The sequence below is a fragment of the Streptomyces viridosporus T7A genome (genome assembly GCF_008704515.1).
Taxonomy (GTDB): Bacteria; Actinomycetota; Actinomycetes; order Streptomycetales; family Streptomycetaceae; genus Streptomyces; species Streptomyces viridosporus.
This window is the reverse complement of record NZ_CP023700.1, coordinates 1,298,213-1,320,681: the sequence shown is the minus strand read 5'-3', so window position 1 is coordinate 1,320,681 and position 22,469 is coordinate 1,298,213. Positions and strand designations below refer to the sequence as shown.

The window sequence follows — 22,469 nt, the reverse complement described above, 5'->3', positions numbered from 1 at the left end:
GTGCGGGGCGGTACGGCTGCGCGGGGTGCCGGTCCCGTCCGGGACGGTCCGGCTCGAGGGCCTGCACCCCGACCGTACGCCGTGGACCGCCCCCGCCCGCCCGCGGCCCGCGGGCCGCACCGCACCCGGCTCGGCCGGGAACGGGTGTCCGGCCGCCGTCAGGGGCTGGTGAGGACGACGAGTTGCCGGGTCGCCCGGGTCATCGCGACATAGCGGTCGACCGCTCCCTCGACGCCCTCGCCGAACGCCTCCGGGTCGACGAGGACGACCAGGTCGAACTCGAGCCCCTTCGACAGCTCCGGGGTCAGCGACCGGACGCGGGACGTCGCCCGGAACGCGGGAGCACCGATGACGCAGGCGGTCCCGTCGCCGTGTGCGGCGAGCCAGGTGTCGAGGACCGAGTCCAGCTCCGCGACGGATCCGTGGACGACGGGAACGCCGCTGCCGCGGACGGAGACCGGTACGTTGGCGTCCGGGAGCACGGCCCGGACGACCGGCTCGGCTTCCGCCATGACCTCTTCCGGCGTCCGGTAGTTGATGCTCAGGGACGCCACCTCGATCCGGTCGAGTCCGACCCGCTCGAGCCGTTCCCGCCACGACTCGGTGAACCCGTGCCTGGCCTGGGCACGGTCCCCGACCACGGTGAAGCTCCGGGACGGGCAGCGCAGCAGCAGCATCTGCCACTCGGCGTCGGTCAGCTCCTGGGCCTCGTCCACGACGACGTGCGCGAACGGGCCGGCGAGCAGATCCGGGTCGGCGACGGGCAGTTCGGACTCGTCGACCAGGCTGACCCGGGCGTCCTCGCCGCGCAACATCGTCACCAGGCCTTCGCCGTCGTCGCCGTCGGCCCCGGAGTCGACCGCGGCGTCGATCAGGTTGTCGACGACCTGCGCCATGCGCTCGTGCCGGGCGGCGACGAGTGCCTCGCGCCGGCGCCTGCGCCGGGCCGTCTCCGGGTCGCCGAGCCGCTGCCGTGCCGCGTCCAGGAGCGGCAGGTCGGACACCGTCCAGGCCCGGGGGTCCGCGCGCCGCAGCTTGCGCACCTCGTCGGGGCCGAGCCAGGGAGCGCACCTGCGCAGATAGGCCGGCACCGACCACAGGTCCTCGACGAGATCGGTCGCTTCGAGCAGCGGCCAGGCCCGGTCGAAGGCCGTGACCAGCTCCCTGTTCCGCGCCAGCGACCTGCGGAGCAGGTCGGCCGGGACGTCGCCGTCCTGTGCCCAGGCCTCGTCGTCGTGCTTGGCCACCAGGATGGTGAGCAGTTCCTCCCAGACCTGGTCGCGCGCCTCATTGTGCGGAGTGCCGGGTTCCGCCGCCTCGAACGCCGCGGCCCAGTCGTCGGCGCTCAGCCGGACGTCGGACCAGTGGGTCGTGACCGTCATCCCCTCGGCGGGCGGCTCCTCGTAGAACCGGACGGCCGTCTCGATCGCCCTCACCAGGTCCGCGGACGACTTCAGGCGGGCCACCTCCGGATCGGCCTCGGTCCCCGCCGAGGCCCCCTCGGCGACGAGGTCCCGCAGGACGCAGGTCCGCACGCCCTCCTCGCCGAGGCTGGGCAGGACGTCGGAGACGTACTCCAGGTAGGGCCGGTGCGGACCGACGAACAGCACGCCGCCCCGGCGGTGGCCGACGCGGGGGTCGCAGTGGAGGAGGTAGGCGGCGCGGTGCAGCGCGACGACGGTCTTCCCCGTGCCCGGACCGCCGTCGACGACGAGGGTGCCGCGGGACCCCGCCCGGATGACGGCGTCCTGGTCGGCCTGGATGGTGCCGAGCACGTCCCGCATCCGGGGCGACCGGCTGCTGCCCAGACTGGCGATGAAGGCGGACTGGTCGTCGAGCGCGGCGTGCCCGGCGAATCCGTCCGGGACGAAGACCTCGTCCCAGTAGTCGCTGATCCGGCCGCGGGTCCAGCGGTACCTGCGGCGGCTCGCCAGCCCCATCGGGCGGGCGTGGGTGGCCCCGAAGAACGGCTCGGCCGCGGGGGAGCGCCAGTCCAGCAGCAGCCGGCGGCCCGCGCCGTCCGTGAGGCCGAGCCGTCCGACGTACACGGGCCCGGAGCCGTCCGCGCCGACCATGCGCCCCAGGCACAGGTCGAGGCCGAAGCGACGCAGCACGCGCAGGCGGGCGGTGAGCCGGTGGATCTCCACGTCCCGGTCCATCGCCTCCCGGCCGGTGCCGCCGGGCGCCCTGCGCAGGACGCCGAGGCGGTCGGACACCTCGGCGACCGACTGCTCGAGGCACTCCGCGACGGCCGCGAAGTGCTGTTCGTCGTCGGCGATCAGCGCCGGGTCGGCCTTGGGGGAGAGGCGGTCGGGAAGGTCGAAGGCACTGGTGGTCAGGGGGTTCACGTCCTTGGCTCCGATGGGGGCCGACCGTGGTCATGGCACGCGTCGGCCCGGTGCGACGATCCCGCGCGGTCCGCGCGGGTACGGACGGCCCTTCCCCGCTCACCGCGTCGAGCAGCGGCTCCGCACGGCTCCTCTTTCCGCGGGGTCCGGCCTCGGCCGACCATCCTGAGGCACCCCCGGGGTCTTGCCGCAAGCCCCCCGGTGCGCTATAAGTTGAGAGTGGCAAGGAGTGGACGACCTCCTTGCCTTTCCCTTTTTTCCCTCCCTTTTCCCTCCCCTTTCCCTCCCTTTCTCCCCCTCTTCTCCGCTCCTGTTCCGCTCCCGCTTCCGCCCCTTGTCGCTCCGAGGCGGACGGATAGTGTGGGCGCGTCAGCGAAGATCGCAGAAGGCAGAGGGACGGAGCACATGGCGGACATCGTGGAGACGGCGGCGCGCAAGGTCTTCGAACGCTACGACGTGGACGGGGACGGCCTGGTCACCGCGGACGAGTACCGGAAGGTCGTGACGGAGCTGGAGGGCTCCGGGATCACGGAGGCGCAGGCCCGGGAACTGATCGACTCGCTCGACACCGACGGCGACGGCCGGATGTCCTTCGAGGAGTTCTGGGCGGCCATGAACCGCTGACACCGCGGGCCCGGTACGCGAGCGTACCGGGCCCGGCCGTTCCGCTCCGACGGCTCCGCCCCTCCGTTCCGCCGGACGTGCCGCGCTCAGCCGACGGGTGGCATCTCGGTGGCGGACGAGTCGAGTCCGGGCCGCTTGTCGGCCCAGGCGCCCCGGGTGAAGTCGGGGAACTCGACCGGGCGGCCCTTCTGGGCCAGGGACGCGGCGCTCAGCGGGACCGGCGCGCACCAGGCGGCCGAGTCGTACACGTCGATGTCGGGCACCAGCCCGGCGCGCATCGACTGGACCGTGCGCCACTGCAGCACGTAGTCCATGCCGCCGTGGCCGCCGTTGTTCGCGGCGTCGTCGCCGACCTTCCGCCACAGCCAGTGGTCGAACTCCTTGCGGTAGTCGGCGAAGTCGCGCCAGGCGTGGCCGCCGTGGTCCGGTTCGAGGTAGACGCGCGCACCGGTCGGGGCGGGTCCCGCGTAGTCCTCGACGATGCCGCGGCTGCCGGCGAGGGTGTTGATCCGGCTGTACGGCCGGGGCGAACTCACGTCGTGCTCGGCCCGGACGGTCCGGCCCTTCTCCGTCTCGATCATGCAGGTGACCAGGTCACCGTTGATGTAGGTCTCCCTCCAGGAGGGATGGTCCCGGGGGACGAAGCGCTCGCGGTAGTCGGCCAGCCCCCTCGGGGCGGTCGCGGTGGCGCGCAGGGTGGTCATCCGGTCGCCGCGGTTGATGTCCATGGCCGCCGCGATCGGGGCCAGTCCGTGCATGGGGTAGAGGGAGGCGGTGCTGCGGGTGTGCCAGCGCCGCCGCCAGGCGTCGGTGTAGTAGGTGTCGGAGAAGAGCAGTTCGCGCAGGTCGTGGAGGTAACCGCCGTGGCCGTGGGTGAGGTCTCCGAACAGACCGGCGTGCGCCATCCTGAGCATGGCCAGTTCATTGCGGCCGTAGCTGCAGTTCTCCGCGAGGAGCAGGTGCCTGCGGGTGCGCTCGGAGGTGTCGACGAGGTCCCACAGCTGACGCAGTTCGGTCGCGACGGGGAGTTCCACCATGGCGTGCCTGCCGCTCAGCAGCGCCGCCCTGCCGTGCTCGTGGTGGAACTCCCACGGCGTGGCGACGTACACCAGGTCGATGTCGTCGCGCTCGAGCATCCGGGCGTAGGAGTCGGCGGAGCCGCCGTACTCGGCGGGGCGCGGGGCGCCCTTGCCCACCAGCCGGTCGGCGGCGCGTCTCGCGCGGTCGGCGCGGATGTCGCAGACGGCGGTCACGGTGCAGCCGGGCACGGCCGCCCAGCCCGTGATCATGCCCGAGCCCCGGTTGCCCAGGCCGATCACACCGACGCGGACGGTTCTGTGGACGTCGAACGGTACGCCGATCATCGACTTCTGTCCGGGCCTGCGGCGGGGCGCCCGCCCGGTCGCGGCCGCCGCGGCCGGGGCCGCGGCGGTCACCCCGGCCGCGAGCGCGCCGGTGGCGACGGCTCCGCCCAGAACCAGTCGGCGGGGGACAGCGGGTGTTTCGGACATGACGGCAACACTCCTCGGTGGGATGGCCTGCATCACTGCCGGTGCACTCTCGGGACTGTCGGGGGACGACTCTGCGGGTTCGATGAGTGCATGTCAATACGTGCTCGATGAGGAGCTGTTCCGAGCAGGTTCGAGCATCCGGGGCACCGCCCCGTCGGCCGGTGTCCCGACCGCGCACCGCGTGCGGCCCGGGAGATCGACCCGGAAGGCCGTGGACGCGGCGGAGCCGGGGACACCGCCCCCCTCGCGAAGGAACGGGCTGCGGGCCGCCGGGACCGACCGCCTGACGGCCCCGCAGATGACCGCCGAGAGGCACGGCCGCAACCCCGAGGCCGCCGGTTCCGCGACTGACGCGGGGCCGGCGGCCTCGGGGTTGGTGCGGCGGGCGCCTCGGTCAGGAGCCGGCGTTCCGCTCCCAGCGGTAGAAGCACTGGGCCATGGCGTCCTTCGGACTGCGCCACGTGGCCGGGTCGTACGCGCTGACGTACGCCTCCAACTGCTCGCTGACACGGCGGAACTCGGGGTGCGAGGCCACCTTCGCGATGGCGGGCGCCGGGTCCTGCTCGGACTCGATGAGGTGCAGGTACACGTCGTCGCCGAACTGGAAGAGGCTGCGGCGGTCGACGCCCACCAGGTGGGGGAGCTCGCCCCGGTCGGATGCGGCGAACACGTCGGCGATCTTCGGCGCCGAACCCGGTTTCATCCGGGCGACGATGAGGGCGTGGTGCATCGGGTGGGTCCTTTCCTGGTCGGGCGCTCAGCGCGAGGACGCGACGGGCGCGCCCTCGCGCTCGCCGGCGGCCTGCTCGATCCGGTCCCGGATGAGGGCCATCTGCGTGCGGGAGTTGCGGTTGATGTTGTCCGTCATCCACGCGTCGTCGACCGGGGCGTCGGGCTTCATCGCGAAGTCCTGGATCCAGCGCATCCGGACGCCGTCCGGCAGCTCCGCGTACTCCCACAGGATGTTCATGTGCGCGAAGGGCCCGGTCTCGACACGGCGGGCGCGGACGATCCGCTTGTCGCGGTCCGGGGTGCGCTCCGACACCCAGCTCCACACCTTGCCGTTCTCGTCCGGGTGCATCGTCAGCCGGAACGTCGTCGTGGCGCCCTCGCGGGAGAGCACCTCGACCGAGGCGTACTCGCTGAACAGGTTCGGCCAGTTCTCGAGGTCGTTGGTCATCTCCCAGACGAGGTCGAAGGGAGCGTCGATGGTGATGCTGTTCTCGGTGTGTCCGACCACTTTCAGGCTCCAGCCGTGAGGGTGCTGTTGACGAGGTCCAGGAACTCCCGGGGCGTCCTGCAGCGCTCCGAGTCGGGGGGGAGCGACCGGCCGTGCCGGTTCTCCAGCTCGCCGACGATGCCGAGCAGGCCGAGCGAGTCGAGCCCGAAGGAGTCGAAGGGGGAGTCCGAGCCCTGCTCGAGCTCCTGGGGGTCGACGGTGATGCCGGCCGCCTTCTTCATCAGGGCGGCCAGTTCGTCGAAGGTCATTTCGGTGGTGATCATGGCTGTGTCTGCTCCTTCCCACCCGGTCCTACCGGGCGGATTCGCCGGCACGGCGCACTACCAGCGCCGCGTTGGAGCCCATCAGTCCCCTGCTCAGGACGAGGGCCGTGCGCAGCTCGGCGGGGCGAGCGCGCGACATCACCAGGTCGAGGTCGTGGCAGATGTCGGACACGTTGGGTGTGGGCGGCACCTGGCCGTGTTCCATGGCGAGCACCGCGGCCACCGTGTCCAGCACCGGCGCCGCGCAGTGGGCGCGCCCGATGCCGGTCTTGGGCGCGGTGACGGGCACACGGGTGCCGTGCGCGCCCAGGGCGTCGGCGATCGCCAGCGCCTCGGCGCGGTCCGCCTCCGCGACGCCCAGGGCGTCGGCGAACACGACGTCGACCTCCTCCGGGGCGCAGTCCGCCTCGTCGAGGGCGCCGCGGATCGCGCGGGCGAGGCCCTCCCGGGACTCCTCCCAGCGGGAGGCCCCGGTGAAGGTGGCGGCATGACCGGCCACGGTGGCCCGGACGGTCGCTCCGCGCTCCCGGGCCCGGTCCTCGTCCTCGACGACGAGCAGGGCGCCGCCCTCGGCGGGAACGAAGCCGCAGGCGTCCGCGGTGAACGGGCGGTAGGCGCGGTCGGGGTCGTCGACGGTGCTGAGCTCGGGGTAGCCGAGCTGGCACACCATCGAGTAAGGGGCGAGGGGCGCCTCCGCAGCGCCCACGATCATCGTGCCGGTGCCGCGCCGCACCTCGCGGGCCGCGTGCGCGAGGGCGTCGAGACCGCCCGCCTCGTCGCTCGCCACCACCCCGCACGGCCCCTTGAAACCGCCGCGGATGGAGATCTGGCCGGTGCTCGCCGCGTAGAACCAGGCGATGGACTGGTACGGGCCGACGAACTTCGAGCCCTGTCCCCACAGCTTCTGCAGCTCGCGCTGGCCGAACTCGCCGCCTCCCGACCCGGCGGCGGTCACCACCCCGACGGAGAACGGCTCCGCGGGGTCGCCGCTGCCGAGGCCGGCGTCGTCGAGGGCGAGGGCGGCCGCGGCCATCGCGAAGTGGCTGAACCGGTCGGTCTGGACCAGGAACCGGTCCTCGACGAGGGCCGACGCGTCGAAGGCCCTGACCTCGCCCGCCACACGGAGCGGCAGGTGGTCGCAGCCCTCGCGGGTGATCCGGTCCAGTACCGGGACACCCTCGCTGACGGCCTTCCAGTAGGCGTCGGGCCGCTGTCCGTTGGGCGCGATCACACCGATGCCGGTGACGGCCGCGCGCCGGGGGTGCTGAGTGCGCTGAGCTCTCATCGGTTCCTCCCGCCCGGCCCGGTCAGCAGCACCGCGGACTGGAAACCGCCGAAACCGCTGCCCACGGAGAGCACGTTGTCCAGCTTCCGCGAGCGGGCGGTGCGCGGCACGTAGTCCAGGTCGCACTCCGGGTCGGGGGTCTCGTAGTTCGCCGTCGGCGGCACCACCTGGTGCTTCATGGCCAGGACGCAGGCGACCACCTCGATGGCGCCGATCGCGCCCAGCGAGTGCCCCACCATCGACTTGATGGAGCTCATGGGCGTCTCGTAGGCGTGCGCGCCCAGGGACCGCTTCACCGCGGCCGTCTCGTGCCGGTCGTTCTGCCGGGTGCCGGAGCCGTGCGCGTTGACGTAGTCGATCAGCGTGGGATCGATCCGGGCCTGGTCGAGCGTGGTGTCGATCGCCCGGGCCATCTCCACTCCCTCACTGGTCAGACCGGTCATGTGGTAGGCGTTGCCGTAGGTGGCGTAGCCGCTGATCTCGCAGTAGATCTCCGCGCCGCGGGCCCGGGCGTGCTCGTACTCCTCGAGGACGAGCACCGCCGCGCCCTCGCCCATCACGAAGCCGTCGCGGCGGGCGTCGAACGGCCGCGAGGCGTGCTCGGGGTCGTCGTTGTTGGGCGAGGTCGCCTTGATGGCGTCGAAGCACGCCATCGTGATCGGTGAGATCGGCGAGTCCGACGCACCCGCGATGCAGACGTCGGCCCGGCCCTCGGCGATGGTGTGGAAGGCGTAGCCGACCGCGTCCAGCCCCGAGGTGCAGCCGGTGGAGACCGTCTGCACCGGGCCCCGGGCGCCGAACTGCTCGGCGACGACCGAGGCGAGCGTGCTCGGCTGGAACGCCTGGTGCAGCTTCGGTTCGGCCGCCCGGTGGTCCACGTCCCAGCGCCGGCCGTGCTCGCTGACCAGGACGTAGTCGTGTTCCAGGCGGGTGGTGCCGCCGACCGCGCTGCCCAGACTGACCGCCGTGCGCCAGGGGTCCTCGGCGGCGATGTCGAGTCCGGCGTCCCGGACGGCCTCCCCGGCGGCGACCGCCGCGAACTGGATGTACCGGTCGGCGTGCTGGCACAGGTCCACGTCGAGGCCGTGCTCGTACGGGTCGAAGTCGCACTCGGCGGCGATGCGCGAACGCAGACCCGTCGGATCGAACAGGGTGATGCCCCGGGTCGCGGTGCGGCCGGCGGAGAGGAGGTCCCAGAACGCCGTTGCCCCGATGCCGCCGGGAGCGACCACGCCCAGGCCGGTGACGGCTATCCGCCGGGTCATTTCACGGCTCCGCTGGCCTCGGACGGGCGGCCCTGCTCCGGCCCGCCGACCGTCAGCTGCGGTCCGGCCGCCGCACCTTCGGTCTCCTCGGTGTCGACGTGGCCGAGGCTCGGGTGCGGGGCGAGCGGACCCAGGTGGAAGACCATGCGGGCCTCCTGGTCGCCGACGTTGCGGAAGCGGTGCCGCATGTCGATCGGGATCATCAGCCCCTGGTCGGCCCGGAGCGCGAACGGCTCGCCGTCCAGGTCCACTTCGAGCGCGCCGCTGACGACGTACACGAACTCCTCGGAGTACGGGTGGTAGTGCTCGCCGATGCGCTCGCCGGGCTGGATGATGGCCAGCCCCATGAAGCCGCTGGTCGACCCCACGGTCGCCGGCGTGAGCAGGGTCCTGAGGTCACCTCCGCGCCTTCGGTTGGGCTCCGTCTCGCTCAGGTCCACGATGCGTGGGTGCTGCTTGGACATGGTTGATACCTCCGGGTGGGAGCGGTGACGTCCGGGCCGGCGCGGCCGCGGACGTCACCGCTGTCGACGCTCAGGAATCCGCCGACCTGCGGTCGGTGACGGGCATCATGTCGGCGTGCGCCAGGAGCCGGCGCAGGTTGCGCTCCGAGTCCAGGGAGCCCTCGACGCCGATCGCGGCGCCGTCCAGGAGCCGCTCCAGCTCGGCCGCCGCTCCCGCGCCCTTGATGCCCAGGGCGGCGGCGGGGTCGGCATCGATCTCGCCGGCGATGTCGATCTGGCGGGTCACGATGTCGTCGCGCTGGAAGACGGTGCTCGCGTACACCGGGCTGTCCGGGTCGTTCGCCGCGGCCTCGTCCTGACGGGCGAGGAACCGGGCCATCTCCAGGCCGCGGCCCGCCACGGCCGGGTAGTACAGCATGTGCCGCCGCAGGTGGTCGGGTTGCGGGCGACCCGCCGTCACGTGCTGCATGGCCGGGAGCGCCGCCCGGGTGAAGAACACCCGCGCGGAGTCGGCGTCGGTCAGGTCCGGGCCCTGCTCCACATAGGGGTTGATGGCGTCTTCCACGGCCTGTGCCTCGGGCTGGCGGGCCACGTGGCACAGCGTGGCCAGGAGGTCGCCCTCCACCTCCATGGCCCGCACGACGCGGTTGCCGTGCATGAAGAGCGACGTGCGGTGCAGCCGTGTGACGCCGTCGATCCGGGTCTCGGGCGACTTGTGGTCGGCCAGGAGCTCCGCGACCTTGGACTCGGAGCCGGGCTTGACGGTGAAGGTGAGGGCGTGGCGGGTCACCCCGACGCCCACGCGGGCCGCCTTCTGGAGCCCCGCTTCCGCCTCCTCGGGGGCGAGCGGCCGTTCCGGGTGGGTCTCGCGCAGGACGCTGTAGCGCATCGACCGGGTGTCCCGGACACAGCTGTGCATCGGCCGGACGATCTGGATGTGCTCCTCGCTGTTCACCCACGCGAGGAACGGCAGGGCGCTCTCCCACTCACTGGTGATCAGCCACTGCGAGGGGTTCTCGATCGACTGGCAGAGCTGGTCACTGATGTGACCGGGGACGGAAGCGACCTTGCTGCGCATGTGCTCGTACGCGTCGAGGAACTGCTCCTGGGCGCCCTCGTACAGATCGAGCAGCAGGATCACCCGCAGCCTCGAGCCGTCGAACGCCGACTGCGATATACGTGCCGACATGGTCATCCGGCGCACCTCTCCTCTTCATCGGAAGGTCAGGAACGACCGCCGTGTCCGGAGGGCCGGGGTCGCCATGAGTAGATCGTTGACGCGACTCTCCGGTGTGCGCGAGCGACACGGGGCAGGTGGGTGAACCGCATGCCATCCGGGTGCCGCCGGGACGCGAACCGGCCCGCACCGGGCATGAAAAGTGCGTCCCCATTTCCCAGCCCGTCGAGGGCGACGCTGGAGGCGTTTCAATGAATCGAACGGATACGGCCGGACGGGCGGAGCACCGCACGCCGGTCCTCATCGTCGGCGGCTCCCTGGTGGGTCTGTCGATGTCCCTGTTCCTGGGGCGCCTGGGTGTGCCGCACACGCTCGTCGAACGCCACGCGGGCACGTCGATCCACCCGCGCGGGCGGGGGAACAACGTGCGCACCATGGAACTGTTCCGGACGGCCGGTCTCGAGCAGCGCATCGACCGGGCCGCGTCGGTCCTGGCGGGCAACCACGGCATCCTGCAGACCCCGAGCCTGGTGGACGACGCCGGTGAGTGGCTGCTCCAGGAGATCGACCCCGGCGGCGGGATCGCCCGCTTCAGCCCCAGCGGGTGGTGCCTGTGCAGCCAGAACGACCTGGAACCGGTGCTCCTCGAGGGAGCCCGCGAGCTCGGCGGGGACCTGCGCTTCGCGACGGAGATGATGTCCTTCGACCAGGACGCCGAAGGAGTGACGGCGCTGGTCAAGAACCGGGAGACCGGCGAGCACACCCGGATCCGGGCGGACTACCTGGTCGCCGCCGACGGGCCGCGCAGCCCCGTCCGCGAGGCGCTGGGCATCGGGCAGAACGGCCCGGGCGACCTGTTCCACAACGTGAGCCTCACGTTCACCTCCCGGGACCTCGCCGACTACGTCGGGGACCGGCGGTTCATCGTCTGCTACCTGACCAACCCGGACGCCGACGGAGCCCTGCTGCCGGTCGACAACCGGGAGCACTGGGTGTTCCACGCCCCCTGGCACCCCGAACACGGCGAAACCCTCGAGGAGTTCACCGACGAGCGGTGCGTCTCCCACATCCGGCGGGCCGTCGGCGTGCCGGACCTCGACGTGACGATCACCGGCAGGGCCGCCTGGCACGCCGCCGAGCGGGTCGCCGAACGGTACGTCGACGGCCGGGTGTTCCTGGCCGGCGACTCGGCCCACGAGATGTCGCCCACCGGGGCGTTCGGCTCCAACACCGGCATCCAGGACGCCCACAACCTCGCCTGGAAGCTGGCCGCCGTGCTCGGCGGCTGGGCCTCACCCGGCCTGCTGGAGACCTACGACGCCGAACGCCGGCCCGTCGCGGAGGCGACCAGCGCCCGTGCCTCCTCCCGCTCGAGCGAGCACAGCCACCCCGGGTACACCCCCGCCCCCGGAGCCCCCGCCCTCGGAGCCCCCGCCCCCGGTGCCGGTGGCCCGGGCGGTCCCGGTGGCCCCGGCGGTCCCGGTGGTCCTGGCGGTCCTGGTGGTCCCGGCGGTCCCGGTGGTCCCGGGATGAAGCCGGGCGGCATCCTCAACGTGGCGCTCTGCTACCGCTATCCGCGCGGCGCGGTCCTGGGCACCGACCCGGCGACCCCGGTCATCCCCGAAGGAGTGGTGCTGAACGGCGAGCCCGGCAGCCGCGCCCCGCACGTGTGGCTGGACCGCGCCGGCACCCGGATCTCCACGCTCGACCTGTACGAGCGGTCGTGCGTGCTGCTGAGCTCCGCGGACGGGGCCTGCGACTGGCACGGCGCGGCGGCGAAGGTCGCGAGCGATTTGTCCGTACCGCTCGACGCGTACCGGATCGGCGACGGCCCCGCCGCGGAGCTGACCCCCGAGGACGGCGCCGACTGGGTCCGGGCGCACGGGATCACCGAGGACGGCGCGGTGCTGGTCCGCCCCGACGGCTTCGTCGCCTGGCGCTCCGAAGGTGCCGCGCCCGACCCGGCGGCGGCGCTGCGGGAGGCCGTCACCACGGTCCTGGCGCGGCACTGACGGGGAGCGGCGGGCGGCGGGCGTCACGTTCCGCCGACGCCGCCCTGCCGTCCCCGTTCCGCCTTGGCCTGGTGCTGCTCGAACCGCTGGACGGCGGGTCCGTCGACGTTCCACGGCCAGGGCGTGACCATGCCCTGCAGCGTCTGGAACACGTGGTGCGCGTCGGCAGCCCGTCCGGCCGCGCCCAGCGCGTACGCCAGCACGTTCAGATCGGCCGGCGCCCCCGCGTGCTGGAAGAAGCCCGGCTTCGCCCACAGCGCGGCGGCCTGCTCCAGCGAGGCCGCGATCTGGGCGCCCTCCCACAGCTGACCGGCCGTCATGGCGCGGACCCCGCCCTGCGCCACCAGCCCCTGGTACTGCCGGACGGCGGCGGTCAGCTCGACGGCGGCGCACGGCGCGTTGGCCGGGATGCGGGTGCGCACCACGTCGACGAAGTCGAGGACGGCCGCGCTCGAACCGCCCTCCTCCGGTGACAGGTAGGCGAGCATCTGCAGGTACGCCTCGCGGTGCCAGCGGTCGCGTCCGGTGGCCTCCCGCCAGATGGCGTTGACCTCGTTCTGCGGGTACCGCTCGACCCGCGCCACGCCGAGCAGGACCACCCACGGCAGCGGGTCCGCCGGGCTCAGCTCGGCGGCGCGGTGGCACTGGGAGACCACCTGTCCGGCGTCCTCGAGGTGTCCGTCCCGCAGACCGCGCGCCAGGCGGACCCACGCGTGGAACACCAGGGCGTCGGCGTGCTCCGGTCGCCGGGCCAGCCAGGCCTCCGCGATCCCCGTGTCGGCCGCCGCCCCGGCCAGTACGGACGTCCGGTGGCTGCGGCGGTCCCAGTCGCCCCCGGTCTCCTCCAGCAGGGAGGAGACGAGCGCCACGTCCTGGGCCCGGCCGCTTCCGCTCCGCTTGCTCAGCCGGCCCAGGACGCGGGCCAGTTCGGCGTCGTCGAGTGCCGGAACGATACGGGGACGTCTGCTGGTGCGACTGCTGAAGAGGGGCATGCCCGAAGACTAGGAAGCCCGGGTGCCCGGGCAACCCGGAGGAGCCGATCGTTACCGATCTGCCCCTTACCGGCCGGTCAGGCACCTGTTCCGCCGCACGCCGAGGGGCGGGGCCGGCCCTTCGGCCGGCCCCGCCACCGTGGTCCCGCTCCTGTGCTCCCGGGTCAGACCGCCGGGGCCGGGAACGTCGGGTACTCCACCCCGGAGACGTGCTGGACGACGCGGACGACCTGGCAGGAGTAGCCGAACTCGTTGTCGTACCAGAGGTAGAGGATCGCGTTGTCGCCCTCGACCTTCAGGGCGCCGGCGTCGACGATCGAGGCGTGGCGCGAGCCGATGAAGTCGCTGGAGACCGCGTCGGGGGCGCTGATGAAGTCGATCTGCCGCTTCAGCGGGGAGGTCAGCGACACGTTGCGCAGGTAGTCGAGGACCTCCTGGCGGTCGGTCGCCCGGCCCAGCCGGAGGTTGAGGATCGCGATCGAGACGTCCGGCACGGGGACCCGGATCGAGCTGCCGGTGATGGTCGCGTCGAGGTCGGGCAGCGCCTTGGCGACGGCCGAGGCGGCACCGGTCTCGGTGATCACCATGTTGAGCGGCGCGGACCGGCCGCGGCGGTCCGACTTGTGGTAGTTGTCCAGCAGGTTCTGGTCGTTGGTGAACGAGTGGACGGTCTCCACGTGGCCGCTCAGCACGCCGTACTCGTCCGCCATCGCCTTCAGCGGCGGGACGATCGCGTTGGTGGTGCAGGACGCGCAGGACAGGATCTGCTCGTCCGGCTTGAGGGTGTCGTGGTTGACGCCGTGCACGATGTTGGGCACGTCGCCCTTGCCGGGCGCGGTCAGCACCACCTTGTCGATGCCGGGACGCAGGTGCTGCGAGAGGCCCTCGCGGTCGCGCCACTTGCCGGTGTTGTCGATGAGGATGGCGTTCTTGATGCCGTACGCCGTGTAGTCGATCTGCGACGGGTCGCCGGCGTGGATCACCTTGATGGTGTTGCCGTTGGCGATGATCGTGCTGTTCGCCTCGTCGACGGTGATCGTGCCCTGGAACTGCCCGTGCACGGAGTCCCGGCGCAGCAGCGAGGCCCGCTTGACGAGGTCCTGCTCACCGCCCTGGCGGACCACGATGGCGCGCAGCCGCAGGCCGTTGCCGGAGCCCGCCTTCTCGATGAGCAGGCGGGCCAGGAGCCGGCCGATGCGGCCGAAGCCGTAGAGGACGACGTCGCGCGGTTCACGGCGGTCGATCTTGTTGGCACCGGTGGCGCCGGCGACGGCCTCGGCGGTGAACTCCGCCACCGACAGACCCCGGTCGTCGGCGCGGTAGGTCGCGGCCAGCATGCCGATGTCGATCTGGGAGGGCCCGAGGTCGAGCGTGGTGAGCGCCTGCAGGAAAGGCAGCGTCTCGGTGACCGAGAGCTCCTCGCCGGCGATCTGCCGGGCGAAGCGATGGGTCTTGAGGATGCTGACCACCGACTTGTTCACCAAGGAGCGGCTGTGCAGCAGGACGGTGACGTCCCGCTCGCGGTGCAGCTTCCCGATGATCGGGATCATCGACTCCGCGATCTCCTCGCGGTGCTTCCAATTGGTGAACGAGTCTTCATTGACAGTCACAGGATTATCTTTCGAGCTAGACGGCGCTCATATGATAACCATGGCTTCGGCGGGGTTCCGAGGGGGTGTCCTTCCGGCTCCGTCCGCCCCCGGGAAGCCCCCGGGAAGCCCCCAGGAAGCCCCCCGGGGATCCCCCCGGAGAGCCCCTGGGAACACGTCGGCCCCGCAGGATTGCGCCCCCTGCGATCGGGTACGCGTCCAGCACTGTGCCCGGGGAGGGTCTTGTCCCGGGCGGGCCGCACGACCGCCGCTACCAGGGAATCTGTCATGGAAACACCCGCGCACGAGAACAACGCCCCCACACCCGCCCAGCGGGCTCTGGACGCCCTCGCGGAGAACACCGAGGACACGGCGGCGCTGGACGCCCTCGCGAACAGCGACGTCCTGATCCCGGTGCCCGACGACGCCGGTGACGGCGAGGCGGCCGACCCGGGCGCGGTGGCGCTTCCGGTGCTGGAGCAGCCGGGCGGCACCCAGGTGGTGCCCGTGTTCACCTCCGAGCTGGAGATGGCCGGGCTGCTGCCGTTCGTGTCCCGTTACCGCCTGGTCCCGCTCGGCGCGCTCGCCGCGCAGTGGCCGGCCGAGGATCTGTCCCTCACCATCGACGGCAGCTCCGAGCACCGTCTGACGCTCACCTCGGAGGGGGTGCGTACCCTGCTGGCCCGGCCGTAGCCCGGGCGGCTCCCGAAGGACCGACGCCCCGTGCGCCTACTCGCCCAGCGCGCGGGCCAGGGCGGCACGCTGCACCGGCAGCACCTCGCCGTACAGGTCGCGCCCCTTCCGGGTGAGCGTCACGTACACACCGCGCCGGTCCTCCGCGCACACGCTGCGCTCGACCAGGCGGTCCCTCTCCAGTCGGGCGAGGAGGCGGGACAGCGCGCTCTGGCTGAGGTGGACCCGGCCCGCCAGGTCCTGCACCCGGCACCGCTCGCCCTCCCGGGGCCTCGCGGTCACGAGCAGGTCGAGCACCTCGAAGTCGGAGGCGCCGAGGCCGTACGGGTGCAGCGCGCGGTCGATCTCGCCCAGGGCGCGGGCGTGCGCCGCGAGGATGTTCCGCCACCGCTCCTCGAGACGGTCCCCGGCCGTGTTCGCCGCCATGGTCGAACGGTAACACCGGTTCGATGTTCAACGACCCGGTGCAGGGCGCGGCTCCCGCGCCCGGGTCGCCCCTGCGTCGACGCCGACCCCTACGTCGACTCCCGCTTCACCAGTTCCGTCGGCAGGATCACCGCCGCCGGGTCCTCGCCGCCCATCTGGGCCAGCAGCACCCGCACCATCTCCGTGCTGATGCGGTCCCAGGGCTGGCGGATGGTGGTGAGCTCCGGACTGGCGGCGACGGCCGCGGGGGAGTCGTCGAATCCGCCGACCGCGACGTCCTCGGGGACGCGGCGCCCCGCGCGGTGCAGTGCCGTCAGCACGCCCTGGGCCATCAGGTCGGAGGCGACGAACACGGCGTCGACGTCCGGCGCCCGCGCCAGCAGCCGCTCCGCGCCCGCCTCACCGCTGGCCCGGCTGTAGTCCCCGGAGACGACGAGCCGCTCGTCGATCTCCACGCCCGCCTCGCGGAGCACCTCCTTGTAACCGGCGAGGCGCTCCACGCCGCCGGGGGTGTCGAGCGGGCCGGTCACCACGCCGATCCGCCGCCGCCCCAGCGCCAGCAGGTGCCGCACCATGTCGCGGGCGCCGTCCCGGTCGTCGGCGGCCACGTAGCTCACCTTCGAGCCCAGCCCGATCGGCTTGCCGCAGGCGACCAGCGGCACGCCCGCCGCCCGCAGCTCCTCGGCCACGGGGTCGCCCGAGTGGCTGGAGACCAGCAGCACCCCGTCGACGTGCCCGGCGGTGATGTACCGCGTGATGCGCCGCCGTTCGTCGTCCGTGCCGGCCAGCATCAGCAGCAGCGGGATGTCGTGCGCGGCCAGCGCCTGGGTGCAGCCGCGCAGCAGGACGTTGAAGTTGGGGTCCTCGAAGAACCGCTCCTGCGGTTCGGTGAGCAGGAAGCCCACCGAGTCGGAACGGCCGGTGATCAGCGAACGGGCGTGCCGGTTGACGACGTAGCCCGTCTTGCGGATGGCGGCGTTGACCGCCTCCGCCGCGGCCGGACTGACGTAGTGGCCGCCGTTGAGCACGCGCGAGACGGTGCCGCGCGAGACCCCCGCCTCGCGCGCCACGTCGTGGATCGTCGGCGGCTTGCGCCTGCCCCCCGTGTTGCCCATGGTCATGACTTTACGGCCCCGGAGAGCAGATCCAGGCTCCAGAACCGTTGGACGACCAGGAAGAGGGCGACCAGCGGGAGCACCGCGAGGAGCGCGCCCGTGATCACCAGCGTGTACAGCGCCGGGGTGTTGGCGCCCTGCTCGAGCAGGGTGTACAGACCGAGCGTGATCGGGAACTTCTCGTCGTCGCTGAGCATGATGTACGGCAGCAGGAAGTTGTTCCAGACCGCCACGAACTGGAACAGGAAGACCGTGACCAGTCCGGGCACCATCATCGGCAGCGCGATCCGGGTGAAGATCCGCCACTCGCCCGCGCCGTCCATCCGTCCGGCCTCCACCACGTCGGCCGGGACCGCGGCCGCGGCGTAGATCCGCGCGAGGTAGACGCCGTAGGGGGAGAGGATCTGCGGCAGCAGCACCGCCAGGTGGGAGTCGGTGAGGTCGGCCTTCGCGAGCAGCAGGTACTGCGGGACGGCGAGGATCACCGGCGGCATCAGCACACCGGCGAGCAGCACGTTGAACAGCGTCTCGCGGCCCCGGAAGCGGTAGGTCGCCAGCGCGTAGCCGCTGAACGCCGACACGCACGTCGACAGCAGCGCGCCCAGCCCGGCGTACAGGGCGGAGTTGCCCATCCACCGCCAGTAGACGCCGTCGCGGTAGGCGTGGAGGTCGGAGAGGTTCCCGGCGAGCCCGGTGCCCGGCCAGAACGTGAAGGTGGAGAACAGCTCCCGGCCGGACTTGGTGGACGCGACGACCACCCAGGCGACCGGCAGCAGGCAGTAGAGCGCGCCGAGCAGCAGGACCAGCGTCGGGACCGGCGCGATCCGGCGGCGCCGCGCCGGGCCCCGGGCCGTGCCGGGGGCGGTGCCGGCCGCGGGCTCGGAGGTGCGCATGGGGAGGGAGCTCATCGGGCGCCTCCTCGACCGGCGTTCCGCTTGGTGCCCCGGTCGGCGGCCCGCAGGAAGCCGAAGGACAGCACCAGGGTGACCAGCGCGATGAGGGTCGCCTGTGCGGCGGCGGCGTGGATGTCGCCGTTGCCGAAGGCGTCCTGGTACACCTTCATCAGCGGACTCCAGGTGGTGGACACGGAGTTGGTGAGCGGTTTGAGGGTGGTCGGTTCGTTGAAGACCTGGAGCGTCGCGATGATCGAGAAGAAGAAGGTCAGCACCAGTGAGGGCGCCACCATCGGGATCTTGATCCGCAGGGCGATCTGCAGCGGGGTGGCGCCGTCCAGCTTCGCCGCCTCGTACACCTCGGCGGGGACGGCCCGCAGCGCGGTGTAGATGACGATCATGTTGAAGCCGGTGCCGCCCCAGACCGCGATGTTCGACAGCGCCAGGTACAGCGGACCGCCGTCCAGCAGGTCCGGCCGCGGCAGGCCCAGCTCGTCGAGCACGAAGTGGAAGGGGCTGACGTCCGGCAGGTACAGGAAGCCCCACAGCAGGGCCGCCACCACACCGGGGACGGCGTACGGCAGGAAGATCGCGAGCCGGGTGAAGGGGGCCAGCCGCACCCTCTCGGAGTCGAGCATCAGCGCGAACAGCAGGGCGAGGCCCAGCATGACCGGCACCACGATGCAGCCGTAGCCGAGCACGCGCAGCGCGCCGCCGAGCAGCTCGCTGTCGGACAGGGCGCCGGTGTAGTTCTCCAGGCCGGCCCAGACCTCCGTCCGGGCGCCGGACCCCAGGCCGAGGCCGGAGACCCGCACCTTGCGGAAGCTGAGCCAGACCGCGTAGCCGATGGGCAGTGCGAAGAACAGCAGGAACAGGGCGGTCGCGGGGACGAGGAAGAGGTACGGGGCCCTCTTGACCCCGTACGGCCCCCGGCGGCGTGCGGATCTCACCGAGCGACCCCGAAGCCCTGCTTCTCCAGGTCGGCGACCGTTTCCTTCTGCATGGTCCCCAGGGCGGCGGTGAAGTCCGACTTGTTCTTCGCGGCGGCGCCGAAGGCGTCCTTGAACGCCGTGTAGGCGACGTTGACGTTCGGGCCCCAGGCGGACGGTGCGGTGGTCTCCGCGATCCGGGCGGCCTTCTCGTAGAAGTCGGGCTGGTTGGCGAAGTACTCCGGCGGGTTGGTGAAGGCACCGCTGAGCTGGGCCGAGGTGGAGGCCGGGTAGATGCCGCTCTCCTTGGCCAGCGCGTTGAGGGCGTCGCCGTCGGTGTTCAGCCAGGCGGCGAACTCGGCGGCGGCTTCCTCGTGCCGGGAGTCCGTGGTCACGGCGGTGGACGAGCCGCCCCAACTGCCGGTCCGGCTCTCACCGTCCGACCACTGGGGGAGCGGGGCCATGGCCCACTTGCCCCGGGTGTCGGGCGCGGCCGTGGTCAGCGTGCCCGGCGCCCACACGGCGCTGACCCACGCGATCTGCTTGCCGGTGTTCAGCGCCTTGTTCCAGGCCGGGGTGTACATCGGCTGGTTGTCGATGACGCCCTCCTCGACCAGGCCGCCCCAGAACTCGGCGACCTTCCGGGTCGCCCCGTCGTCGATGCCGACCTTCCACTTGTCCCCGGAGGTGGTCCACCACCGCGCGCCGGCCTGCTGGGCGAGACCCGCGAACAGGCCCGGGTCGTTGGCGGAGAAGGTGGTCAGGGCCTTGTCGGGGGCCACCTTCTTCACCTTCCGCGCGGTCTCGGCGAACTGCTCCCAGGTCGCCGGGACGCTCAGGCCGTACTCCTTGAACAGGTCCTCGCGGTAGTAGAACATCATCGGACCGATGTCCTGCGGGACCGCGTAGACCGCGTCCGTGCCGAGCGTGGTCTGCTGCCAGACGCCGTCGGCGAACCTGCCCTTCACGTCGCCCACGTGCTCCGCTATGTCGGCCAGCGCGTCATTGCTGACCAGGGTGGGCAGCGCCTGGTACTCCGCCTGCACCAGGTCGGGCGCCTTGCCGGCCTGGTGCGCGGTGAGGATCTTGGTGACCAGCGTGTCGCCGGACGCCTGCTTCTTCACCGTGACGGTGATCTGCTGCTCCTTGCCCGGCCCCTTGTTCCACAGGTCCACGACCTTGTCCATGCCGGGCGCCCAGGTCCAGTACGTCAGCGAGACCGGGCCCGACCGGGCCCCGCCGTCGTCGGGCGACGAGCCGCAGGCGGTGAGTGCGGTGGCGCCGAGCGCGACGGCGACGGCGGAACTCACGAGGCGACGGTGCTTCGTGTACGGCATGGAACTCTCCCCTGACCTGGGGCCCCCGCCTGCTGCGGGGACCAGCCATGCTTCTGTGAGCGTTCACAGTAGAGAAACATCCCGGACGCTTGTCAATGATTGTTGCTGTGCGGTTATGTTGGCCTAACCGCACCGTCAGGGTGTGTGTACGTTCACAAATGATCGAGTGCATCGGGAGAATCCATGCCGGAGACCACCCCCAGGGGCCTCACCGGGCTCGCCTTCGGTGGGGACTACAACCCCGAGCAGTGGCCGGAAAGCGTCTGGCGGGAGGACGTCCGGCTGATGAGGGAGGCCGGCGTCACCCTGGTGAGCGTCGGCATCTTCTCCTGGGCCCTGCTGGAGCCCTCGCCCGGTGCGTACGACTTCGGCTGGCTCGACCGCGTCCTGGACCTGCTGCACGAGAACGGCGTCCGCGTCGACCTCGGCACGCCCACCGTGGTGCCGCCGGCCTGGTTCTACCGCGCCCACCCCGACGCCCTGCCCGTCACCGCTCGGGGCGAGCGGCTCGCGTTCGGCTCCCGCGGCGCCATCTGCCACAGCAACGCCGACTACCGGGCCGCCGCGGTGGACATCACCACCCGGCTCGCCGAACGCTACGGCGACCACCCCGCGCTCGCGATGTGGCACGTCCACAACGAGTACGGCGTCCCCGTCTCGGCCTGCTACTGCGACTCCTGCGCCGCCCACTTCCGCCGCTGGCTGGCGCGGGCGTACGGCACCGTCGACGCCGTCAACGAGGCCTGGGGCACCGCCTTCTGGGGCCAGCGCTACGCCTCCTTCGAGGAGATCGACCCGCCGCGCCTGACCCCGACGGTCGGCAACCCCGCCCAGGCGCTGGACTACCGGCGGTTCGCCGACGCCACCATGCGCGAGAACTTCACGGCCGAGCGGGACGTCCTGCACCGCCTGTCCCCGGGGATCCCGGTGACCACCAACTTCATGACCGCCCTCAGCCAGTGCGACTCCGTCGACTACTGGGCCTGGGGCCGCGAGGTCGACCTCGTCACCAACGACCACTACCTGATCACCGACGGCCGCCGCACCCACGTCAACCTCGCGATGGCCGCCGACCTCACCCGCTCCGTGGCCGGCGGCGCCCCCTGGCTGCTGCTCGAGCACTCCACCTCGGGCGTCAACTGGCAGCCCCGCAACCCCGCCAAGGCGCCCGGCCAGATGGCCCGCAACTCCCTCGCGCACGTGGCCCGCGGCTCCGAGGGAGCCCTGTTCTTCCAGTGGCGCCAGTCCCGGCGCGGCGCCGAGAAGTTCCACTCCGCGATGGTGCCGCACGGCGGCACCGACACCCGTGTCTGGCGCGAGGTGGTGGAACTCGGGGCGTCCGTCGGCTCGTTGGCGTCGCTGCGCGGCACCCGCACCGAGGCCGACGTCGCCGTGCTGTGGGACTGGCACTCCTGGTGGGCGCAGAACCTCGACTGGCGGCCCAGCGAGGACCACGACGCCCGCGAACGCGCCGACGCCTTCTACGAGGCCCTCTACGACCGCCACCTCACCGTCGACTTCGCCCACCCGGAGGCCGACCTGTCGGGCCACCCCCTGGTCGTCGTGCCCGCCCTGTACCTGATGACCCGGGCCGCCGGGGACAACCTCCGCGCGTACGTGGAGAACGGCGGCACCCTCGTCGTGTCGTACTTCTCCGGCATCGTCGACGAGCACGACGCCGTGCACGAGGGCCCGCACCCGGGCGCCCTGCGCGACGTCCTGGGCCTGACCGTCGAGGAGTTCTCCCCGCTGCCGGCGGGCGGGAGGGTGCGCCTGACCGGCCCCGGGGGAGCGGAACTCGACGCCGACGTGTGGACGGAGTTCGTGGTGCCGCGCGGCGCCGAGACCGTCTGGACGTACGCCGACGGCCTCACCGCCGGGCACCCGGCCGTCACCCGGCACCGCCTCGGCGGGGGCACCGCCTGGTACGTCTCCACCCGCCTGGACGCCGAGGGCCTGGACGCCCTGCTCGGCCGGGCGGCCGAGGACACCCCCCTCGCCCCGCGCGCCGATCTGCCCCGCGATGTCGAAGTGGTGCGCCGCACCGGCGAGTCGGGCACCTTCCTGTTCGCGATCAACCACACCGCCACCGACGCCGAGGTGCCGCTGGGGACCGCCGGCACCGAGCTGCTGACCGGTGGACGCGCCGCGGGCCGCCTCGCGGTCCCGGCCGGAGCCGTCCGGGTCGTGCGCCTCGACGGCTGAGCCGCGACTCCCCTCCGCCCGCGCGAGCCACCCGAGCCGCGGGCGGAGGGGGCCCTCGCCCTCCGGGTGCCAGGGCACCCCCCTCCCCACGTCGAAGGGAC

The 22,469-nt window shown here is 72.3% G+C and carries 20 protein-coding genes; 4 read left to right on the top strand and 16 right to left on the bottom strand.

Features of this window, described 5'->3' with window-relative positions; genetic code table 11:
- Positions 1 to 158: 158 nt before the first annotated feature.
- On the bottom strand, positions 159 to 2,348 hold the full coding sequence (helR, locus tag CP969_RS06240; RefSeq protein ID WP_016827454.1) for an RNA polymerase recycling motor ATPase HelR: 2,190 nt from the start codon (positions 2,346 to 2,348) through the stop codon (positions 159 to 161).
- A 405-nt stretch (positions 2,349 to 2,753) separates the two neighbouring features.
- On the opposite strand from helR, the gene CP969_RS06235 reads away from it, so the two are divergent.
- Entirely contained in the window at positions 2,754 to 2,972 is a 219-nt protein-coding gene (locus CP969_RS06235) for an EF-hand domain-containing protein (protein WP_016827455.1), read from the top strand.
- 86 nt (positions 2,973 to 3,058) lie between these two features.
- On the opposite strand, the gene CP969_RS06230 is transcribed toward CP969_RS06235, so the two are convergent.
- From CP969_RS06230 to CP969_RS06195, 8 genes are all read right to left on the bottom strand, one after another.
- A complete protein-coding gene (locus CP969_RS06230; RefSeq protein WP_004991627.1) occupies positions 3,059 to 4,483 on the bottom strand; it encodes a Gfo/Idh/MocA family protein in 1,425 nt (474 codons plus the stop codon).
- Positions 4,484 to 4,877: 394 nt separating this feature from the next.
- Positions 4,878 to 5,213 carry a TcmI family type II polyketide cyclase gene (locus CP969_RS06225; protein WP_004991628.1) on the bottom strand — a complete coding sequence of 112 codons (336 nt, stop codon included), beginning with the start codon at positions 5,211 to 5,213 and terminating at the stop codon, positions 4,878 to 4,880.
- Between the two features lie 27 nt (positions 5,214 to 5,240).
- The gene (locus tag CP969_RS06220) at positions 5,241 to 5,723 is read right to left on the bottom strand and encodes an SRPBCC family protein (protein ID WP_004991629.1); all 483 of its coding nucleotides are present in this window, start codon (positions 5,721 to 5,723) and stop codon (positions 5,241 to 5,243) included.
- 2 nt (positions 5,724 to 5,725) lie between these two features.
- A complete protein-coding gene (locus CP969_RS06215; protein WP_016827456.1) occupies positions 5,726 to 5,986 on the bottom strand; it encodes an acyl carrier protein in 261 nt (86 codons plus the stop codon).
- 28 nt (positions 5,987 to 6,014) lie between these two features.
- The gene (locus CP969_RS06210; protein ID WP_004991631.1) at positions 6,015 to 7,271 is read right to left on the bottom strand and encodes a ketosynthase chain-length factor; all 1,257 of its coding nucleotides are present in this window, start codon (positions 7,269 to 7,271) and stop codon (positions 6,015 to 6,017) included.
- Entirely contained in the window at positions 7,268 to 8,536 is a 1,269-nt protein-coding gene (locus CP969_RS06205) for a beta-ketoacyl-[acyl-carrier-protein] synthase family protein (protein ID WP_004991632.1), read from the bottom strand. Before CP969_RS06205 ends, CP969_RS06210 begins: the two co-directional genes overlap by 4 nt.
- Entirely contained in the window at positions 8,533 to 8,883 is a 351-nt protein-coding gene (locus tag CP969_RS06200) for a cupin domain-containing protein (protein WP_375137777.1), read from the bottom strand. The genes CP969_RS06205 and CP969_RS06200 overlap by 4 nt, the downstream gene beginning before the upstream one ends.
- Positions 8,884 to 9,070: 187 nt before the next feature.
- A complete protein-coding gene (locus CP969_RS06195) occupies positions 9,071 to 10,195 on the bottom strand; it encodes a SchA/CurD-like domain-containing protein (protein WP_016827457.1) in 1,125 nt (374 codons plus the stop codon).
- A gap of 233 nt (positions 10,196 to 10,428) precedes the next feature.
- Between CP969_RS06195 and CP969_RS06190 the strand changes: the two genes are divergently transcribed.
- Positions 10,429 to 12,189: an FAD-dependent oxidoreductase gene (locus CP969_RS06190; RefSeq protein ID WP_004991635.1), complete on the top strand. Its 1,761-nt coding sequence runs from the start codon at positions 10,429 to 10,431 to the stop codon at positions 12,187 to 12,189.
- 23 nt (positions 12,190 to 12,212) lie between these two features.
- Here CP969_RS06190 and CP969_RS06185 read toward each other — a convergent pair whose 3' ends face one another.
- Positions 12,213 to 13,181, bottom strand: coding sequence for a tetratricopeptide repeat protein (locus CP969_RS06185; RefSeq protein WP_004991636.1), 969 nt, complete (start codon positions 13,179 to 13,181; stop codon positions 12,213 to 12,215).
- A gap of 164 nt (positions 13,182 to 13,345) precedes the next feature.
- Complete coding sequence (locus tag CP969_RS06180; RefSeq protein WP_004991639.1) at positions 13,346 to 14,791, bottom strand: glyceraldehyde-3-phosphate dehydrogenase; 1,446 nt, start codon at positions 14,789 to 14,791, stop codon at positions 13,346 to 13,348.
- A gap of 267 nt (positions 14,792 to 15,058) precedes the next feature.
- Between CP969_RS06180 and CP969_RS06175 the strand changes: the two genes are divergently transcribed.
- Positions 15,059 to 15,463 carry an SseB family protein gene (locus CP969_RS06175; RefSeq protein WP_004991640.1) on the top strand — a complete coding sequence of 135 codons (405 nt, stop codon included), beginning with the start codon at positions 15,059 to 15,061 and terminating at the stop codon, positions 15,461 to 15,463.
- A 36-nt stretch (positions 15,464 to 15,499) separates the two neighbouring features.
- Here CP969_RS06175 and CP969_RS06170 read toward each other — a convergent pair whose 3' ends face one another.
- From CP969_RS06170 to CP969_RS06150, 5 genes are all read right to left on the bottom strand, one after another.
- Positions 15,500 to 15,889, bottom strand: coding sequence for a MarR family winged helix-turn-helix transcriptional regulator (locus CP969_RS06170; protein WP_004991645.1), 390 nt, complete (start codon positions 15,887 to 15,889; stop codon positions 15,500 to 15,502).
- 89 nt (positions 15,890 to 15,978) lie between these two features.
- Positions 15,979 to 17,010, bottom strand: coding sequence for a LacI family DNA-binding transcriptional regulator (locus tag CP969_RS06165; RefSeq protein WP_016827459.1), 1,032 nt, complete (start codon positions 17,008 to 17,010; stop codon positions 15,979 to 15,981).
- Complete coding sequence (locus CP969_RS06160) at positions 17,007 to 17,912, bottom strand: carbohydrate ABC transporter permease (protein WP_004991650.1); 906 nt, start codon at positions 17,910 to 17,912, stop codon at positions 17,007 to 17,009. The genes CP969_RS06165 and CP969_RS06160 overlap by 4 nt, the downstream gene beginning before the upstream one ends.
- The gene (locus tag CP969_RS06155; protein ID WP_016827460.1) at positions 17,909 to 18,847 is read right to left on the bottom strand and encodes a carbohydrate ABC transporter permease; all 939 of its coding nucleotides are present in this window, start codon (positions 18,845 to 18,847) and stop codon (positions 17,909 to 17,911) included. Before CP969_RS06155 ends, CP969_RS06160 begins: the two co-directional genes overlap by 4 nt.
- Positions 18,844 to 20,163 (bottom strand): ABC transporter substrate-binding protein, encoded by a 1,320-nt coding sequence (locus tag CP969_RS06150; RefSeq protein WP_016827461.1) that lies wholly within the window; start codon positions 20,161 to 20,163, stop codon positions 18,844 to 18,846. Before CP969_RS06150 ends, CP969_RS06155 begins: the two co-directional genes overlap by 4 nt.
- A gap of 183 nt (positions 20,164 to 20,346) precedes the next feature.
- On the opposite strand from CP969_RS06150, the gene CP969_RS06145 reads away from it, so the two are divergent.
- Positions 20,347 to 22,368 carry a beta-galactosidase gene (locus CP969_RS06145; RefSeq protein WP_016827462.1) on the top strand — a complete coding sequence of 674 codons (2,022 nt, stop codon included), beginning with the start codon at positions 20,347 to 20,349 and terminating at the stop codon, positions 22,366 to 22,368.
- Positions 22,369 to 22,469: the final 101 nt, after the last annotated feature.

Excerpts from the sequence above, each read along its gene's own strand:
- CP969_RS06235 (WP_016827455.1), top strand. The coding sequence starts at position 2,754 with ATGGCGGACATCGTGGAGACGGCGGCGCGCAAGGTCTTCGAACGCTAC.
- CP969_RS06230 (WP_004991627.1), bottom strand. The coding sequence starts at position 4,483 with ATGTCCGAAACACCCGCTGTCCCCCGCCGACTGGTTCTGGGCGGAGCC.
- CP969_RS06225 (WP_004991628.1), bottom strand. The coding sequence starts at position 5,213 with ATGCACCACGCCCTCATCGTCGCCCGGATGAAACCGGGTTCGGCGCCG.
- CP969_RS06215 (WP_016827456.1), bottom strand. The coding sequence starts at position 5,986 with ATGATCACCACCGAAATGACCTTCGACGAACTGGCCGCCCTGATGAAG.
- CP969_RS06210 (WP_004991631.1), bottom strand. The coding sequence starts at position 7,271 with ATGAGAGCTCAGCGCACTCAGCACCCCCGGCGCGCGGCCGTCACCGGC.
- CP969_RS06205 (WP_004991632.1), bottom strand. The coding sequence starts at position 8,536 with ATGACCCGGCGGATAGCCGTCACCGGCCTGGGCGTGGTCGCTCCCGGC.
- CP969_RS06200 (WP_375137777.1), bottom strand. The coding sequence starts at position 8,883 with ATGGGGCTGGCCATCATCCAGCCCGGCGAGCGCATCGGCGAGCACTAC.
- CP969_RS06195 (WP_016827457.1), bottom strand. The coding sequence starts at position 10,195 with ATGACCATGTCGGCACGTATATCGCAGTCGGCGTTCGACGGCTCGAGG.
- CP969_RS06190 (WP_004991635.1), top strand. The coding sequence starts at position 10,429 with ATGAATCGAACGGATACGGCCGGACGGGCGGAGCACCGCACGCCGGTC.
- CP969_RS06185 (WP_004991636.1), bottom strand. The coding sequence starts at position 13,181 with ATGCCCCTCTTCAGCAGTCGCACCAGCAGACGTCCCCGTATCGTTCCG.
- CP969_RS06175 (WP_004991640.1), top strand. The coding sequence starts at position 15,059 with ATGGAAACACCCGCGCACGAGAACAACGCCCCCACACCCGCCCAGCGG.
- CP969_RS06170 (WP_004991645.1), bottom strand. The coding sequence starts at position 15,889 with ATGGCGGCGAACACGGCCGGGGACCGTCTCGAGGAGCGGTGGCGGAAC.
- CP969_RS06165 (WP_016827459.1), bottom strand. The coding sequence starts at position 17,010 with ATGACCATGGGCAACACGGGGGGCAGGCGCAAGCCGCCGACGATCCAC.
- CP969_RS06160 (WP_004991650.1), bottom strand. The coding sequence starts at position 17,912 with ATGAGCTCCCTCCCCATGCGCACCTCCGAGCCCGCGGCCGGCACCGCC.
- CP969_RS06150 (WP_016827461.1), bottom strand. The coding sequence starts at position 20,163 with ATGCCGTACACGAAGCACCGTCGCCTCGTGAGTTCCGCCGTCGCCGTC.
- CP969_RS06145 (WP_016827462.1), top strand. The coding sequence starts at position 20,347 with ATGCCGGAGACCACCCCCAGGGGCCTCACCGGGCTCGCCTTCGGTGGG.